The 16,621-nt window shown below is 41.2% G+C and carries 17 protein-coding genes; 9 read left to right on the forward strand and 8 right to left on the reverse strand.

Features of this window, described 5'->3' with window-relative positions:
* Positions 1-3: 3 nt before the first annotated feature.
* Complete coding sequence (locus CXF81_RS00720) at positions 4-1,542, reverse strand: DUF3612 domain-containing protein (protein WP_101179226.1); 1,539 nt, start codon at positions 1,540-1,542, stop codon at positions 4-6.
* Between the two features lie 206 nt (positions 1,543-1,748).
* Here CXF81_RS00720 and CXF81_RS00725 point away from each other — a divergent pair, with 206 nt between their 5' ends.
* A complete protein-coding gene (locus CXF81_RS00725) occupies positions 1,749-2,747 on the forward strand; it encodes a malate synthase (RefSeq protein ID WP_101179228.1) in 999 nt (332 codons plus the stop codon).
* Between the two features lie 138 nt (positions 2,748-2,885).
* On the opposite strand, the gene CXF81_RS00730 is transcribed toward CXF81_RS00725, so the two are convergent.
* A complete protein-coding gene (locus tag CXF81_RS00730; RefSeq protein ID WP_101179230.1) occupies positions 2,886-3,101 on the reverse strand; it encodes a hypothetical protein in 216 nt (71 codons plus the stop codon).
* A 771-nt stretch (positions 3,102-3,872) separates the two neighbouring features.
* Here CXF81_RS00730 and CXF81_RS00735 point away from each other — a divergent pair.
* A complete protein-coding gene (locus tag CXF81_RS00735; protein WP_101179232.1) occupies positions 3,873-4,112 on the forward strand; it encodes an NfeD family protein in 240 nt (79 codons plus the stop codon).
* A 120-nt stretch (positions 4,113-4,232) separates the two neighbouring features.
* On the opposite strand, the gene CXF81_RS00740 is transcribed toward CXF81_RS00735, so the two are convergent.
* On the reverse strand, positions 4,233-5,039 hold the full coding sequence (locus tag CXF81_RS00740; protein ID WP_101179233.1) for an FKBP-type peptidyl-prolyl cis-trans isomerase: 807 nt from the start codon (positions 5,037-5,039) through the stop codon (positions 4,233-4,235).
* Positions 5,040-5,138: 99 nt separating this feature from the next.
* On the opposite strand from CXF81_RS00740, the gene CXF81_RS00745 reads away from it, so the two are divergent.
* Complete coding sequence (locus CXF81_RS00745; protein WP_101179235.1) at positions 5,139-6,116, forward strand: WD40 repeat domain-containing protein; 978 nt, start codon at positions 5,139-5,141, stop codon at positions 6,114-6,116.
* Between the two features lie 25 nt (positions 6,117-6,141).
* Positions 6,142-6,408 (forward strand): SlyX family protein, encoded by a 267-nt coding sequence (locus CXF81_RS00750; RefSeq protein WP_232771721.1) that lies wholly within the window; start codon positions 6,142-6,144, stop codon positions 6,406-6,408.
* An 82-nt stretch (positions 6,409-6,490) separates the two neighbouring features.
* Here CXF81_RS00750 and CXF81_RS00755 read toward each other — a convergent pair whose 3' ends face one another.
* The 3 genes from CXF81_RS00755 to CXF81_RS00765 form a co-directional block, all read right to left on the reverse strand.
* The gene (locus tag CXF81_RS00755; RefSeq protein ID WP_101179237.1) at positions 6,491-7,183 is read right to left on the reverse strand and encodes a rhomboid family intramembrane serine protease; all 693 of its coding nucleotides are present in this window, start codon (positions 7,181-7,183) and stop codon (positions 6,491-6,493) included.
* Positions 7,184-7,262: 79 nt separating this feature from the next.
* Positions 7,263-7,940 (reverse strand): spermidine synthase, encoded by a 678-nt coding sequence (locus CXF81_RS00760; protein WP_101179239.1) that lies wholly within the window; start codon positions 7,938-7,940, stop codon positions 7,263-7,265.
* A gap of 137 nt (positions 7,941-8,077) precedes the next feature.
* Positions 8,078-8,281, reverse strand: coding sequence for a YheV family putative zinc ribbon protein (locus CXF81_RS00765; RefSeq protein ID WP_026843378.1), 204 nt, complete (start codon positions 8,279-8,281; stop codon positions 8,078-8,080).
* Between the two features lie 238 nt (positions 8,282-8,519).
* On the opposite strand from CXF81_RS00765, the gene CXF81_RS00770 reads away from it, so the two are divergent.
* The 5 genes from CXF81_RS00770 to CXF81_RS00790 all read left to right on the forward strand — a co-directional run bounded on the left by CXF81_RS00770 (position 8,520) and on the right by CXF81_RS00790 (position 13,876).
* Positions 8,520-10,490, forward strand: coding sequence for an ATP-binding cassette domain-containing protein (locus CXF81_RS00770; RefSeq protein ID WP_101179241.1), 1,971 nt, complete (start codon positions 8,520-8,522; stop codon positions 10,488-10,490).
* A 97-nt stretch (positions 10,491-10,587) separates the two neighbouring features.
* Positions 10,588-11,643, forward strand: coding sequence for a hydrolase (locus tag CXF81_RS00775; protein WP_101179243.1), 1,056 nt, complete (start codon positions 10,588-10,590; stop codon positions 11,641-11,643).
* Entirely contained in the window at positions 11,640-11,846 is a 207-nt protein-coding gene (locus tag CXF81_RS00780; protein WP_101179245.1) for a YheU family protein, read from the forward strand. Before CXF81_RS00775 ends, CXF81_RS00780 begins: the two co-directional genes overlap by 4 nt.
* Before the next feature lie 79 nt (positions 11,847-11,925).
* Positions 11,926-13,293: an MFS transporter gene (locus CXF81_RS00785; RefSeq protein ID WP_101179246.1), complete on the forward strand. Its 1,368-nt coding sequence runs from the start codon at positions 11,926-11,928 to the stop codon at positions 13,291-13,293.
* Between the two features lie 211 nt (positions 13,294-13,504).
* Complete coding sequence (locus tag CXF81_RS00790; RefSeq protein ID WP_101179248.1) at positions 13,505-13,876, forward strand: glutathione S-transferase N-terminal domain-containing protein; 372 nt, start codon at positions 13,505-13,507, stop codon at positions 13,874-13,876.
* Between the two features lie 154 nt (positions 13,877-14,030).
* Here the strand turns inward: CXF81_RS00790 and CXF81_RS00795 are convergent, their stop codons facing one another.
* Together CXF81_RS00795 and CXF81_RS00800 are read right to left on the reverse strand one after the other, a co-directional pair.
* Positions 14,031-14,507: a MarR family winged helix-turn-helix transcriptional regulator gene (locus CXF81_RS00795; protein WP_101179250.1), complete on the reverse strand. Its 477-nt coding sequence runs from the start codon at positions 14,505-14,507 to the stop codon at positions 14,031-14,033.
* A gap of 15 nt (positions 14,508-14,522) precedes the next feature.
* Complete coding sequence (locus CXF81_RS00800; protein ID WP_101179251.1) at positions 14,523-16,478, reverse strand: choline BCCT transporter BetT; 1,956 nt, start codon at positions 16,476-16,478, stop codon at positions 14,523-14,525.
* Positions 16,479-16,621: the final 143 nt, after the last annotated feature.

Genomic DNA, 16,621 nt, shown 5'->3' on the forward strand with positions numbered 1-16,621 from the left:
TAGCTATTCACTACAGTTGCTGTAACAGCTGGGTTTTCTTGGGCAAACCGCGCCACGAGCGCATATTAAGCGAGCGTCGCTTTCGATACCTCGTTCAACCCAGTTGATATTTAAAATCCGGGCTACACTCGTTAGCTGTGATTTTATACTGGCAGGGATTGCCGATGAGCCACCTCCTTGCACACAAGCCTGTTTAAGATCCTCAGCAATAGACGCTGAATCACCGCCTTGGGCATCAATTGCTGGATTTAAGTCTATGCCCGTGCACAACACATGATCGTTGTTTGACATGTCTTTGACGTTGGTTGATTCGCAACAATAAATTCTCGGCTCATCACCCACGTTCAAGATAGATATTTGCGCACTACTGCCTTTGACCGGTGTGTTTATCATGCGAAATACCGCCCAATGTTGACAAGGGTCTTCTACTTCTCGCATATTCCCCCAAGGCAACGGGATACCATTTCCCCGATATACTGCTTTGAGCTTACCGGGTGCATAGGCATCAAAATAGTGCCAATGGCGATAGGAAGATACCGCTGTCATGCGGCGCATAGCCACGGAGGCAGAAACGCCAACTTGTTCATGCGTTTTGATTTCGTAGCCTTGGCGGTCAAGCAATTGCCTAAAAGGAACTTTCGGACAAAGCAACGCACCTGCAAAAAAGCTGGATTCAAAGTCACGCCATGCGTGCAAGATATCTTGTGCATCCAGAGTTGAAGATTGTTTTAGTTGGCTACCATCCTCTGAAAATGTATTGTTGGGGTTAAGCCCAGTTAATAAAACGCTCTTCAGTCCATCTCTGTTGTGTAAAACACTGTGTCCGATGTGCACTGCAATATCGTATTTTAAGCGATTAGTGAATGACTTCAATATATGATTGATGTAAATAGTGCCAGGTGAGTCAAAAAAGCTAGTGACTAAATTAGTGCCATTAGTGGATGACATAATCCCCATCTCTTTGGCTATTGCGGCAGGTAATTTTTTGAACCACTTTATCATTAAGCCCTGTTGTTTCGCGATCTCCAGTAAATCGTCAACGCTCAATGGCATGCGCTTTAAACCGACTTCTTCAGCCGCTCGTTCTAGGTCAGGAAAATGATTTTGATGATGTTCCTGATGCGCGCGGATCAGTAAATGCGCAAATTGTCTTCCGCTGGTGCCGGTTTGAGACAGCATTTCTGGGATCGCAATTTGCAGTATTTCATTTGAAAACAAAAAGCTAGGTTCCAGTGCAATACCACTGATACCGCCACGGCTCCCTTTCATCGGCGTAATCGCTTTTTCTTCCGGCACATCATCTAAAAACCAATCCATCTGCTTTTGAAAAACAGACGCAATAACCGTTAACATCTCTTCACTTGGTACACGTTTTCCGCGCTCTATCATAGATAAATAGGACACTGATGGTGCAATTTCGGCGTTCACTCTAATGCAACGAGCAGACAAATCTTCCATAGTTAGATTATTACGCTTTCGCAAGTTACGAATTTTTGTGCCCATTAAATGGGACTTTCGACTTAATGATTTTGTATTTTTCATTTTTTATACACTTTACACATTTTGTAAAATTTACAGTGTGTAATTTTAATTGTGAAATTCTTTGAAAAATTACTCTATTCTACTCAGCAAGTAAAGTAAATATACATTTGTAGTATTACTGGCTTTTACCATAGGTCAATAGGTCTGGGTTATTTGCTAAGAATTAAATGCTAAGAATTAAATGCTGAGAATTAGAGGAATTGAATATGAACATGCCAGCGTTGAAATACAGTCAAATTCATCAGGGCTTTTACACTTTCATTAACGAAGATGTATTGCCAATGTGCGGCGTTGAGGCCAACGTATTCTGGCAAGCAATCGAGAAACTAATTTGTGATTATTCAAATCAGCCAGAAGTTTATATCAATACTGAACAAAATAATCCAATCGCTGCGAACGCAAAAGTTGCACCGGTTATTGACCGTCAGCAACTTATTCAAGCTGCTAATAGTCAATGGACCAGCTTATTCGAAGCCGATGCTGCAAAAGTCAATGCAAAAGCATACTTGGATAAACACTTTGCACTTGAGTCAGGTTCACATTCAGACGTCAAAAATTACGTTGTTTACTATCACCATTTACTTGCATTTTTAAAAGATGGTAGTCAATCAGGGTTGGCTAATCCTAGTCAGTTTGTGGCGCTGTGCGGACATAAATGTGCACCAGATTCTATTGTTTTAAAGCAATCTTCAATGACTCTACACACCGAAATTTTGTTTGATCGCAAAGGTACACGCGGCGCTAATGATAATGCAGGTGTTCAGGACATTTTAGTTGAAACCAATGACGCTATCGTGGTCGACTTCAATGCCGTGCAAATTGATGGCGAAAGTAAAATTCAAGCGTATAGAAATTTACAGTCTTTTTTGCGTGGTGATTTACAAACATTCACTACTGTAAAAGGTCAACAAACCATATGCAGAATGAATAATGATACTACGTTTACCGACTTGAATGGTGATGACTATTATATTGCCAACCAACCCCCTATTCAGATACGTTGTGCTAATCAATCTTTGGTAACTGAGTTATTGAGGGATAGTAAAAATACATTGGCGCCGCAAGTGATTGTTGACGCAGTAGTAGCGAGCTTTATGATCCGCAAGGCGCAGACTGAGCAGCATAGGGAAGTGACATTGTTACTTCAAAAAGGCAGTTTTACGCCTGCAATGAAGCAGCGCATTGACGATATATTTGAGCTTTAGCAAACCTTAATACACGATAGCAAAAACAGTACTGTTTCAAAAAAGCAGATTCGATTGTATCGGGTCTGCTTTTTTGTGTTTAGGTATCAATAATTGAAATTGCTTTGTGTGTAGCGAAGCCGCATAAAACTGACGTTGCTAAATTTCAGTACCATCGTGTTGACTAGCTAAGTCATCAAGATCAGAACAGGTATAATCAAATTTGCCTACTTCATATTCATATGACACGGAGACTGAATTAGATGCTTTAAATAGTTTGGCTTTCACTTCTGCTTTCGACCAGTGCTTGAGTTCATTTAAAAAACGATTGGCGACAGATGCCGAGGAGAACTGGTAGCGAATTTCATTGAGCATGGAAGAAAGCTTATTTGTGCGGTAAATGACTGACCATTTTCGTCATTTTTGCGCTAGAGTCAAGAATGCCTTTTTTTTATTGCTTTTAGTGTCTTCGAAAGTAACGATATAACGCTCTTCTTTTGCTTCTTGTTGAGTGACTTGAACAAAATTTTCTAATCCATTAGCGGTTGCACTTCTAGCTGAATACTTGGACGAATTACTTTTTGCTTTGGTTTGTTGTTAAGGAAACTGACTATTACTTTATGTCTCGGTCTTTGTTGCCGAGTTAAATGACACTGTGCCTAAAATCAATACTGATCAAAAAGTTATCCTTTATCGTTACAATGCGTTTTATTTGAGAAGAATATTGAGTTGTAAGTAATAGTTGATTTGTAATTCACCTAATCGGGCTCTTTATGCCGTATTTTAAAATCGTAGAATAAATAAAATACAACAGGTACTTGTTGACATTTTCTACCTATTTAACCACTCAGTTCTTTAAAAAAAAGCGCATATTGACAACATAACTGCTCAAAGTTTAAACAAGTAAATTGAACTAAAAGTAAAAACTGTAAACTAAAGTGTATAATTATTCGTATATATATCGTTACGTATTGGCGAATGCGAACTAGATACGGTCAGGGCTATTTACGGTTTGTACAAATGACCATTATTACAATGTAATGATGATTTAAAAAGTCCGTAAAGTGTCATTGCCGGGAAGGAGCCTAAAATAACTAGCACATGGTGCTTACTGAAAAGTAGCAGCATTAATGAGGTAGAGTAGGAATGCATATACAGCATCAAAACAGAGAGCATCTACAGCAAATACCAGTGGGGCAACAATTGATTTTGTTTCTTGGATTTGTAACCTTTATTACAGGTTTGATTTGCTTTGGTTATGCGTTTCTAGCGTGGTTTCTATTGCCTTTTTCTAGCCGTATTTTACTCATTGCCTGTATTGGTTTAATAGCTGCTTATTTAGGTAGGAAAGCATTGAGACGAGGCAGACAAGAAATAACCCTCTAACACATAATTCTACTGCTGAATTAAAGGGTTACTGTGCACAAAATGACACCTATTCAGTGTCACTTACCTACAATTTTGTTGCCCGCTACAATGACTATCTCTGCATTGGACAAGATATTCTTATTGCTCAGTCGCTTCTGCTGCTTCAGGCTCAAGAACGTCGAGTAGTTCCACTTCAAAAATCAGTGTCGAGTTTGGTGTAATTTTACCTGTTGCGCGTTCTCCATATGCCATATCTGATGGGATAGTAAAACGATACTTCGAGCCTACTTGCATTAACTGAACACCCTCAGTCCAACCTACAATTACCCGATTTAGTGGGAAGGTAGCAGGTTCTCCGCGAGCGTAAGATGAGTCAAATTCAGTGCCGTCTAATAAAGCACCCTTATAATGTACTTTTACGGTTGATGTTGGAGACGCTGGACTTGTGCCATCACCCTGGGTCAGTACTTCATACTGAAGACCAGACTCTGTCGTTATAACACCCTCTTTTTTCGCGTTTTCAGCTAAATAAGCGACACCTTCAGAGATATTAATAGCCGATGCGTTGGTCTCTTTTTCATCTTGCTTAGTTTGCAGTAACTCATCAGAAGCACGTGTAAAAGCTTGCAATTCAGCCACAGTATACTTGGTTGCGTTAGCTAAACCGTCTTTAAAGCCAGCCATTAATGCGGCTTCGTCATGTTCAATACCAAGATCGGTTTGTTGCTCTAATCTATTTTGAGCGAATAAACCCATGCTTGCGCCTAACGCATATGAATATTTTTCTTTTTCAGTGCTATAAACGTCTTCCTTTTCGCCCGTGACTGCTTCGTTAACTTCTGTTGAAGCAGCCTCAGTAGCTGTTTTGTCAGTTGCTTCTTGTTTTTGACAGGCAGTCAAAGCCAGTGCTGCCAATACTGCTAGGGCCAATGTAGCCTTTTTCATTCTATTTTCTCCATAATCAGCGGTATGCTGTTAGTTGCTATTCACGATATACTGCGCTAATAGTAAACGTGTGAAACTAAAAGCGAAACCCATTTTTAGATGAATAAGACAGTCTTTTTACTTTTTTGTTGCCTTTTTGTACTTTTTTGTACAGGTTGCTCCATTCCTGAAACTCAACCTGATGCGATATCATCTGTTTCAGAAAGCGGGGTGTATTCGGCTGATGTTAGTAATTCAGGCGACTTTGCTGTTATTTCGAGAGTTAATGCGGATATTTCGGTATGGTCACTGACACAAAATAAGACCTTATTTAGTTGGCGACATCAGGAAAAAGGTCGCAATATTGTCGCTAATATTCATATTTCAGCTGACGAAAGCCATGTTGTAACCGCAGACAATGAAAATTTTGCATTGTGGAACAAGGCCAGTGGCGACCCCGTTGGTTTTTGGCGAATAGATGAGTCCTCAATTCGCGATATTGCTGTAAGCAATCAAGGCCGAGGCATTTTGGTGGGTAAAGCGAACGGCAACGTGATGTTTTTTGAGCCAGATACCGGACGTAGTCTTGAGTTCCTAGGGCATGAAGAAAAGGTAAATAGCGTAGATATATCGCCCAACGGAAAGTATGCACTGAGCGGCAGCAATGATTACAAAGCGTATTTGTGGAGTACCGAAAGTGGCCAGATTATTCACGTTTTCAATCATGCTAATCGAGTCACAAAGGTGGTTATTGATGACCAAGCGCGATTCTTGTTTACTTCTGATAGCCAAAGTGACAGTCAGATTTGGGATGCACAGACAGGTAAAGCGATCAGTCAATTGCACTTTATTGAACGGCAATGGGTTTTTACAAGCGCAAAATTTTCTGATGATGGGAAGTACTTACTAACAGGCTCACCTGCAAGAAGACTGGCATTGTGGAATGTTAATACAGGGAATGTGGTTAAAGAATGGCGTGTTGCGCCGTCGAGTGGACCCGCCCCCCAATCTGCGGTTGTTTACGGCATTGGCTTTATTGGTAATGACGTTGTATCAATTTCGAGTAGTGGCAATCTTGAGCACTGGGCTTATAAATAACAAATAGACTGAACGAGAGCGTAAAGTGACTAATAAAAAAGCGACTGATAAAAAAGCGACGAACATAACAAACGAAACCATTGAGCAAATGAAGGTAGCCATCGAGCAGCTTGAATTTAAGATAGCTTACCAAGAAGATAATTTTGAACAAATGAATGAAATAATCACAAACCAACAATTTACAATTGATCGCCAAGCGCACCTTCTAAAAGGGGTCGTTGATAAAATTAAAACCATGCAAGTTGCTGATTCTGACACCGAACAAGGGGATGACTTACCACCGCATTATTGACTGCAATAGCTTGGGTCTCATCTTCAGAGTGACCAACCCGCCTAGCAACTCGAGAGCACACAGGGTTTTTACGTCTATGTTTTTATTTTTCGTCTTTAATGGTTTGATTGTTATGTTTAGTGTCGGCGCTTAACAATTGTTCTTTTATTTGCCATGCATCGCCAATGATTGGATCGTCAGCTTCAGGCTGTTTTTCCCACTCGTACTTTTTCGTTATTGGCTTAGGATCGAGTGAATGCCAAAGTAGCGCGCAAAATGCACCAGCAAGTGCGCCAAAGAGGTGATATTCGAATGATATACTGGCTTCTCTTGGGAAAATAGTCATTGTCATACCACCATACAAGAAGAATGCGGTCATCATGATTGCGACCGACCGTTTGTCACGCCGGAAAATACTAACCACCAGTAGATAAAAGAACACACCGTGTGTTAATCCGCTGGCTCCAATATGATAACTTTCTCGGCCAAATATCCAAACCCCAACACCGGAAAGTAGCCATACAGTAGCTAAAACTCGCCAACGACTCTTGGGATAGCCATACAATAATAGTGTACCTAATATCAGCATAGGAAGCGTGTTATTAAATATATGTTCAAGGGAGCCATGAATTAGCGGAGCGGTTAATATTCCGACTAGACCATGCCAGGTTTGTGGGTAAACACCGAGCCAAGAGAGGTCAAAAAAAAAGATAAATTCAGAGGACTTAATACACCAGACAATACCCACTGCAAAAGCGGTTGTTAGCATACTGTTTTTAAGGGACGGTTTACTCATTCAGTATATTTGAGGGCAGATGTTAAAATAGCAAGGCGCACAATTTGTGCTATATATTTTCATAGCATAAATCTCGCCACTAGCGCTTTTTTGCAAGAAATATGGTGTGCTTACTGCCCTTTCCCTTGCGCGATCTGGCAATTCGAGTGCTCACTTCATATCCTGCCTTTTTAAGCCGTGTAGTAAACAGATAGTCCGGTCCTGCTGACCATATTGCCAACATACCTTTAGGTCGCAACACGGTATAAATATCTTGCAGGCCTGGTAAAGAATATATCCAATTGTTGTCAGAATGCGTTAACCCTTCTGGGCCATTGTCAATATCCAACAAAATAGCATCAAATGTGGGTTGATGAGTTGTAAGGAGCTCTCTTACATCGCCCATATGGAGATTTGTGCGCGGGTCGTCCAGCGGATTGTTAGCGCAATTTCCCAGTGGCCCTCGATTCCATTCAACAACCTCAGGAATTAATTCTGCCACTGTGACCTGAGAGCTTGTAGAAACCATCCTAAGGGCTTCCGACAGGGTATATCCCATACCTAAACCGCCGACCAATACCTTGCTAGTTTCTGTCAACTTTATATGTGCGCAGCCCATTTGTGAGAGTTCTTTCTCTGAGTTATAAACCCGGCTGTTCATCAACTCACCGCGGATACCTGACAGACGAATAGAAAATTCTTCAGCTCGTTGAGAAAAGGTTAACTCGCCGCCATTATTAGGAATGTGTGCTTTGCCTAGTCGAACCCATGGGTTCATATTACGCCTTAATAGCTTTGTGGGTTATGTGAATTGACTTCCGGCGCAGAATAAATACCAACTAATGCACCCATTCTTAATGACCTACAAGTAGTGTATTGCCATTATGTTTTTACTTAACCGAGTGAATTTATTTGCTAAGGTTTGAAAATCCCGATAACGCTCTCGGATGGTCGTGTAGCGGCAGCAACTTTGGGATCAGTTTGAGTTTCTTTGAAGTCGCACTTAACACACGCCAGCTTTTCAACATTGTGCTCGAAATATAACATCAGTGAATCCTGACTTTTGCATGACGGGCACGTTGCACCTGCAATGAATCGCTTACGGTTTTTATTACTCATAACCCTCTATACTAATAACCTATTTTGGGTAGTATACGCCCTTGTCTGTGTAACAGTGCAAAAAGATCCTAATTTAACTTTCTGACAAGCAATAGTTATACAAATTAGGCGCAAACGAGAACAAAGCCAGAAGTAAACAATGTCTGCTTCTTTTTTGTTCTTTTGACGCAGACTGTTGAATGTTATCCTATGTACACAGGCTGCCCTGCATAATTCGTTAAGAAGCTATAACTAAGACATGATCCAAATACAAAATTTGTCGCTACAACGCGGTGTAAAAGAACTAATTAAACAAGCCAATGTTGAAATATATCCGGGTCACAAGGCCGCCGTTATTGGTCCGAATGGCTGCGGAAAATCAACTCTGTTTGGTTTGCTTCGAGGCGAAATACAACCGGATCTGGGAGACTGCCTAGTGCCCAAAGGCTGGCATATTGTGTCAGTTGCACAGGAAACACCCGGTACCGACCGTTCCGCAATTGATTATGCGATTGATGGTGATGCTAGATTACGTCAATTACAAGCCGATTTGGTGAAAGCAGAAATGTCACATAATGGTGACAAGATCGGTCATCTGCATGATTTACTTGCACAAACGGGTGCTTATGATGTTGAGGCTCGAGCATCTACTATTCTGTCTGGACTAGGCTTTAAAAACGAACAGCTTCAATTGCCGGTTAGTCATTTTTCAGGTGGTTGGAGAATGCGTCTAAATTTGGCTCAGGCTTTGTTATGTGATTCTGACTTGCTGTTATTGGATGAGCCAACTAATCACCTTGACTTAGATGCGGTGATTTGGCTAGAAACCTGGATCCAGCGTTATAAAGGCACACTACTGCTTATTTCGCACGACAAATCATTTATAGATGCTTGTGTGAGCAACATTGTTAGTTTTGAACAACAAAACCTCATTAGCTACTCTGGTAACTATTCAAGTTATGAGCATCAGCGCTCGGAGCGCATGCGTTTGCAAGCGAGTGAGTATGAAAAGCAAGAACGTAAAAAAGCGCATCTAAACTCTTTTATTACTCGTTTCAAGGCTAAAGCAAGTAAAGCCAAACAAGCACAAAGCAGAGTGAAGCAACTCGAGAAGATGCAGGATATTTTACCCGTACACCAAACATCGGGGTTTCAGTTTTCATTTAAGCCACCTGAAAAATTGCCCAATCCGCTAGTGCGAATGGAAGAAGTGCAGGTGGGTTATGCTGATAACATTATTCTCAAGCAAGTGAAAATGAACTTAGTGCCTGGCAGTCGCATTGGCTTATTGGGTAAAAATGGCGCGGGTAAGTCTACTTTTATCAAATTATTAGCGGGTGAACTGCAACCGTTGCGTGGCGAATATGCCACCTCAGCGGGCTTAACTATCGGCTATTTCGCTCAGCATCAGGTTGAGTTATTGCACTTAGAAAGTTCAGCTTACGAGCACGTTTTCAGATTAGACAAAACCCAAACTGAACAGCAAATCAGGGACTATCTAGGTGGCTTTGGTTTTCATGGTAATGATGCTTTAAAAGCAGTTGCACCGATGTCGGGTGGTGAAAAAGCCAGACTGGTATTAGCACTTGTTGTGTTTCAAAAGCCAAATTTGTTGTTACTTGATGAACCAACTAACCATTTGGATATGGAAATGCGACATGCATTAACCTTCGCGCTACAAGCTTTTGAAGGCGCGATGGTATTGGTATCGCATGATAGATTTTTGCTATCAACAGTGTGTGATGAATTTTATCTTGTCGATGCAGGTGGTGTGAACGTGTTTGATGGCGATCTCGATGACTACAAAAAATGGTTGTTTAGTGCTGCGGCTAGCAATAAAACCGCTGATAAACTAACGACCGCATCAACAAATAATGTTACCTCTGCCATTGTTCAACATTCAGAAACTTCAGTGCAAAAAGCGAATAGTGATGTCGATAAGAAAACGCGCAAGCGAATGGAAGCCCATTTTCGCCAAACGACAAAGCAATTTCGCGACGTGATCAGCAAGGAAGAAAAGCGAATGGAAACGTGTAATCAACAATTAAGCAAGCTAGAAACCCAATTAAGTGATGCAAGTTTGTATGATGCAGAAAACAAAAAAAGGCTCAATGAAGTACTAAGTAAGCAAGCAGGCTGTAAAGTCGAGTTAGACGCGATTGAGCTGTCATGGCTTGATGCACAAGAACAATTAGAAGCAGCTTCGGCAGAATTTGAGAAGAGTTTGTAGGCTGATGAATGGTGCAATATGCTGGCAGTATTTTCCGCAAATGGTGGTTAATAAAACCAAGCAAGGCAACAGCAGTTGATTAATATGGTGGGGAAGCATGTTTAGGAGCAAATTCGGTAAGGTAGTGTCGTCTACATTTCAGGCACCTGGTTGGGCTCGCAATGCGCATGTTCAAACTATTTGGCCGCGGTACCTGATTAAAAAGCCAGAGTTAAATATACAGAATGAACGCATCAGCACACCCGATGGTGATTTTTTGGATATTGCTTGGTGTCTGCCTGACAATGTCCTTGCACAAAGTGCAAAAGGCGTTGTGGTGGTATTCCATGGTCTTGAAGGCTCGGTTAACTCGCATTATGCAAGACACCTTATAAATCGTATAAAAGAAGACGGTTTTATTGTCGCCTTAATGCACTTTAGAGGCTGCAGCCACGAGTCAAATATGACGCCACGGGCCTATCATTCTGGAGAAACAGTTGACCCGATACAAACGATAAGCCATGTTAAACAGCGTTACCCCAACTTGCCCGTATTTGCCGTTGGCTATTCACTGGGCGGCAATATGTTGTTAAAGCTATTGAGTGAAACCGCTGGGCAAAAAGTCCTTTGCGCTGCAGTGGCAGTCTCAGCGCCATTGTTATTAGCTGAATGCGCACTTCGTATGCAACGTGGATTTTCACGTTTGTATCAGCATTATTTACTTAACAGCATGAAAAATAAATTACTGGAAAAAATGCAGTGTTTAGATATACGCCGTGCGTTGAGCATCGACGCGGGCAAAGTAAAAGCCTTATCTACCTTTAGAGAATTTGATCAGGATGTCACCGCAAAATTACATGGCTTTGAGGATGCGGACGATTATTATGATCATTGTAGCGCCATGCCGATGCTTAAAAATATAACCACCAACACCTTGGTATTGCATTCCAGAGATGACCCATTTATGACCGAAGCGGTAGTGCCAAGTGAGAATCAGTTATCCAATTCAGTTGCTTATGAGTTAAGTGAAAAAGGAGGTCATGTTGGTTTTTTGCATGGCACACCTTTTAGGCCAAAGCTTTGGCTGCAAGAACGCATATCAGAGTTTTTGGAAGAACAGCATCAACGAATTTTAGCCGCTGAAACAATTAAGAAAACTGAGATAAACGCATGATCATTCCCGCTGACTCCATTGACAATGAAACACTGCAAAGTCTGGTGGAAAGCTTCGTTTTGCGCGAAGGCACAGACTATGGTGAAGTAGAAATTACTATGCAGGAAAAAGTAGATCAGATTATTGAGCAACTCAGGCTGGGTGACATTGTTATCGAATATTCGGAAGAACATGAAAGTGTAAATATTATTAAAAAACCATAACGCCATAGTTATCAGTTACAAACCGCATTAGATACTGTAAGCGCACCTTATTTTCACCTTATAACTTTTGGAACCTGTTTTGTCACGACTTCCCGTTACTACCATCGCACTAATTGCAGTTTGCGCTGGCTATCTGATTGCACCAATGGGCTTAGCCGCTGTGAATGTGGCTATTCCTGTTTTAGCTGAAGATTTGCAAGCAAGTGCGACAAAAGTATCTTGGCTACCAACCTTGTACATTTTAGCTAACGTTGCCTTTATGTTGCCTTTTGGCAAATTAGCCGACAATTTTGGCAGGAAACGTATCTATGCTCTGGGGCTTTCACTCAATGCTTTAAGCGCGTTTATGTGCGCAATAGGCACCAATATTGACTGGATTTTGTTTTGGCGTTTTATTCAAGGCGCCGCCGGTGCTATGATTTTTAGTACCGGTGTGGCGATTATTACCTCAGTGACTCCCTCTAAGAAAAGAGGTGCTGCGCTCGGATTTTTGGCTGCTTGTGTATATATTGGTCTTACTCTAGCGCCTGCAGTGGGTGGTTGGCTAACTGAATTATTAGGCTGGCGTGCGGTGTTCTATTTTCAAATTCCACTGGTTATCGCGCTACTAATATTTATGAAATATAAGCTGCACGGCGAATGGAAAAACCAACATCACTCACGATTCGACTGGATAGGGTCGGCTATATTTATTACTTTTGCCTGCACCTTAGTTTATGGCTTAAGTAAATTACCCAGTCTGTTAGGTATTGGTTTACTTGCCTCATCTTTACTGAGCTTAGCGGCTTTTATCGTGCATCAAAGTCGTGACAAGCAACCTTTGATCCGGGTACAGATGTTTCGGGAAAGTCGGGTATTTAGTTTATCCTTATCTACCTCGTTCTTAATGTATGGCAGTAACTTTGCGATTATCTTTTTACTTAGTTTATATTTACAATATATTAAAGGTTTTGGTCCCGCGTATGCTGGCCAAATTTTGTTGATGCAGGCGCTCTGTATGGCAATTATGGCTCCTATTGCGGGTAAGTTAGCAGACCGTTTCCAACCCAGAATAATTGCCACTTTAGGCTGCGCTATCGTTGCCGTCGGTTTTATGTTTCTTATTCAAATTGATACACAAACAACCGCGTTTTATATCGGTGGTTCACTCGGCTTAGTTGGCTTAGGTTTTGGCCTGTTTTCAACACCCAATAACAGCGCAATAATGGGCGCGGTGAAAGAACAGGAAGTCGGTGTTGCTTCGGCATCCATGAATTTATCGCGCACTATAGGGAACTTAGTTGGTATGAGTTTGGTGAATTTGATGATGCACTATTATATTGGGGACGCTAATTTTGGCCCCGAGAGCAACCCAGCACTGATGAGTACGATTTCTTTAGCTTTATTGATGTCGCTTTCTTTTGTGATCCTAGCCACTGTTATTTCTGCCGTAAGGGGAAAGCAATAGAACCCTTCTTATCAGAGACCACGGGGTCAAATTAGGTGCTATTTATAGACAACTATCAGTCAACCTAGTGACCAAGACAACTTAACAAAAGCCAAAATACTTTACACAGAAAAGCAAAATAGTATTGATTCAGTATTGCTCCTGCATATAGTTTTAAAACAGTTTTAGGTATACTCGACCATTCTGTTTTTTATCACCATAAGTAGTGCAAATGAGCTTCATAATTTCCTTAATTCGTAACTTACTCGGTGGCATCATTGCTTTTTTAGATGTTATCACGCGCGGCGCAAAATTAAAGCGCACAAGGGAGGCACAGCAGCAAGTTGAAAAAGACGCAGCAGGACTAACACTTTATCAATTTTTCGCTTGTCCTTTTTGTATTAAAACTCGACGAGCAATGTACAAAATGAACCTACCTATCGTTAAACGTAATGCATCTAAAGGGTCGCCATATCGTGACGAATTGCTGCAAGGTGGCGGCAAAATCAAAACCCCTTGTTTACGCATTGAAACGGCAGACGAGGTGACATGGTTGTATGAGTCTTCTGAGATTATTAAGTATGTGCAGCAGCGCTTTAAATAACGGTACTATCGGGTATCTATAGGGACTTAGGATAAACCATATAAAACCGGCCCAAGGCCGGTGCGATTAAAATTTATGTAATAGTCGTAAGCACAAACCGACAGCCCTAAAATGAGTCATTGCGACCCACTTAGTGAAGTTAACGAGCTTCATTTTATTTTTCGATAATGTTTCCAACTTCGAGAATGGGTGAAGCGTCGACATGTTGCGCATCCATCATTAACGCAATGCGTTGCAAGGTCGCTACCATTTGACTTTGCTCCCATTCTTCCATCGCTTTAAAGCGGTTGGTAAAATGTTCTTGTAACGGCAATGGAGCCGTTGACAAAGATTGTGCCCCGTCTTTTGTTAAAAATACACCGACCTTTCGTTTGTCTTCTGTGCTCCTGATCCTTTCAACTAGATTTCTCGCTTCCATGCGATCCAGAATATTGGTGACAGTAGCCGAACTAAGGTTAATGTCTTCTGCGATTTCTCGCACCATAACACCTGCTTGTTTACCTACCTTTTGTAATATCATTAATTGTGGGCCTGTTAACCCCACTTCTTTACTTAATTGGCGTGACCGCATACCAATAGCGCGAATGATTTTCCTTAACGCTACTAGCAATTCTTCGTCTTTTTTTAACATTGAACTGAATTCTCCTTATCGCATCAGATGCAGAAAATACAAGTGTTTGTGATATTGGTCAACAACATCATTGATTAAAGCTGTTTTTGACCATCCCATGACACAATAATCTTGCCCTCCCTCGCCAAGGTGGACTTCTGCACGGTAATAAACTTCATTTTGAGAAGTGTCGTTATCATTGGCAAAGTCAGGCTGCACATGCAATTTAGGGAGGATTGCATAACTAAAGCCTTGGTCTTCACCTTGTTTTACGGAAATAGTGATCCCAGCTTCGGTTTGTTCTACTTCCGCTTCTATATCTAATTCTTTTAATTCTTTTTTCACGGCTAAAAAAGAACTCGACCCGGTTTCATTAATAAATTGCGTTACGCGTTTCTTGCTGGGAAAATCAACGATACTTTTGAGACGTTCACGCCAGTTCTCTTCATTGCTGTTGCCCTGCAAAATAATCGGGGTGTATTGCTGACTATCTTGTTTAAAAGCCTCGACCCTTAACGCTTTTATTAAGCCAAACATCGCAATTAACAGCACCACCGCAAAGGGTAAAGCACTGGCAATAGTCATGGTTTGCAATGCGCTAATGCCATCAGCCAGCAGCAATACGGCGGCGATAATACCCACACCAGCGGTCCAATATACACGCTGCCATAAGGGCGTATTATTGTTACCATGACTGCATAGCATATCAATTACCATTGCACCTGAGTCACATGATGTGACGAAAAATACCACTATCATTAATACTGCGATCACCGATAATAAACTCGACCATGGAAATTGTTCCAAGAACAAGAATAACGCAACCGGCGTGTTATCAGTTGCTAAGGTTCCTAGCATCTCATTGCCCTGGTTAAGTACTAGGTCTATCGCACTATTACCAAATATATTCATCCAAATAAGGGTAAATACGGTGGGAACAATCAACACACCGAGAATGAATTCTCGAATAGTACGTCCACGCGAAATACGAGCAATAAAAATACCCACAAACGGAGCCCAAGCCAACCACCAACCCCAGTAAAATATGGTCCAACCACCGATCCATTCGGTTTTTTGATAAGCGAATAAGTTAAAAGTATTAAGCACTAGATCCGACAAATAAGCCCCCGTATTTTGCATTAGTGCTTTAAACAAAAATACGGTTGGCCCTAAGATTAAGATAAGTGCTAATAAGCCAACTGCGAGTATCATGTTGAATTCAGACAGTATCTTTATACCTCTGTCTAAACCACTCGCGACTGAGATAATCGCAATACAAGTGATACCGATAATTAAACCGACTTGTGCAATGGTGGTAGTAGGAAACTCAAATAAATAGTTCAGTCCCGCGCTTATTTGCAAAACCCCAAGGCCTAAGGATGTCGCTACGCCGAATAATGTGCCAGTTACCGCAAAGATATCGACTAAGTCGCCCCGCCAACCATAAATTTTATCACCAATTAACGGATACAAAGCTGAGCGCAATGTCAGTGGTAGGTCATGCCGGAAACTAAAATAGGCCAACGTTAAAGCAACAATCGCGTAAATTGCCCAAGCATGCAAACCCCAATGGAAAAACGTCGTTTTCATTGCTTCTTTCGCTGCTGCAACTGTGCCAGGATCTGCTGTGGGTGGCACTAAGAAGTGCATTAACGGCTCTGCTACGCCATAAAACATTAAACCGATACCCATGCCCGCTGCAAATAACATGGATAACCAACTTACGTATGAATAATCTGGCGTTGCATGATCCGGCCCAAGTTTAACATCGCTGAATCTGGAAAAGCCTAAATACAGAGTAAAAACGAGAATGACGGCAACTGTAAATACATAAAACCAACTAAAATTTTCAACAATAGAACTTTGTAGTGAAGCAAAAAAACTGGCTGATACTTGCGGAAAGACGAGTGTAAACAAAAGTAAGCTGATGACTAAAAGGGAAGCAGGGTAAAACACCGCACTATTTAGTTTGCCTGGTTCATCTTTATTCACTTACTACCCCTTAATTATTTAGAACTCCAATCATATTACATTGCATTGAATTAAACACGATTATTCTATTGTAAATGTGAGATTAGTTTCACCATAGAAGTAATAAAGTCAACAATAAATTACTTGTAGCACTAAAAATCTTG

Source organism: Glaciecola sp. 33A (genome assembly GCF_002836745.1).
Classification (GTDB): domain Bacteria; phylum Pseudomonadota; class Gammaproteobacteria; order Enterobacterales; family Alteromonadaceae; genus Glaciecola.

Bases quoted from the DNA above. Each gene is read 5' to 3' on its own strand.
- CXF81_RS00720 (WP_101179226.1), bottom strand. From the start codon at position 1,542: ATGAAAAATACAAAATCATTAAGTCGAAAGTCCCATTTAATGGGCACA.
- CXF81_RS00725 (WP_101179228.1), top strand. From the start codon at position 1,749: ATGAACATGCCAGCGTTGAAATACAGTCAAATTCATCAGGGCTTTTAC.
- CXF81_RS00730 (WP_101179230.1), bottom strand. From the start codon at position 3,101: ATGCTCAATGAAATTCGCTACCAGTTCTCCTCGGCATCTGTCGCCAAT.
- CXF81_RS00735 (WP_101179232.1), top strand. From the start codon at position 3,873: ATGCATATACAGCATCAAAACAGAGAGCATCTACAGCAAATACCAGTG.
- CXF81_RS00740 (WP_101179233.1), bottom strand. From the start codon at position 5,039: ATGAAAAAGGCTACATTGGCCCTAGCAGTATTGGCAGCACTGGCTTTG.
- CXF81_RS00745 (WP_101179235.1), top strand. From the start codon at position 5,139: ATGAATAAGACAGTCTTTTTACTTTTTTGTTGCCTTTTTGTACTTTTT.
- CXF81_RS00755 (WP_101179237.1), bottom strand. From the start codon at position 7,183: ATGAGTAAACCGTCCCTTAAAAACAGTATGCTAACAACCGCTTTTGCA.
- CXF81_RS00760 (WP_101179239.1), bottom strand. From the start codon at position 7,940: ATGAACCCATGGGTTCGACTAGGCAAAGCACACATTCCTAATAATGGC.
- CXF81_RS00765 (WP_026843378.1), bottom strand. From the start codon at position 8,281: ATGAGTAATAAAAACCGTAAGCGATTCATTGCAGGTGCAACGTGCCCG.
- CXF81_RS00770 (WP_101179241.1), top strand. From the start codon at position 8,520: ATGATCCAAATACAAAATTTGTCGCTACAACGCGGTGTAAAAGAACTA.
- CXF81_RS00775 (WP_101179243.1), top strand. From the start codon at position 10,588: ATGTTTAGGAGCAAATTCGGTAAGGTAGTGTCGTCTACATTTCAGGCA.
- CXF81_RS00780 (WP_101179245.1), top strand. From the start codon at position 11,640: ATGATCATTCCCGCTGACTCCATTGACAATGAAACACTGCAAAGTCTG.
- CXF81_RS00790 (WP_101179248.1), top strand. From the start codon at position 13,505: ATGAGCTTCATAATTTCCTTAATTCGTAACTTACTCGGTGGCATCATT.
- CXF81_RS00795 (WP_101179250.1), bottom strand. From the start codon at position 14,507: ATGTTAAAAAAAGACGAAGAATTGCTAGTAGCGTTAAGGAAAATCATT.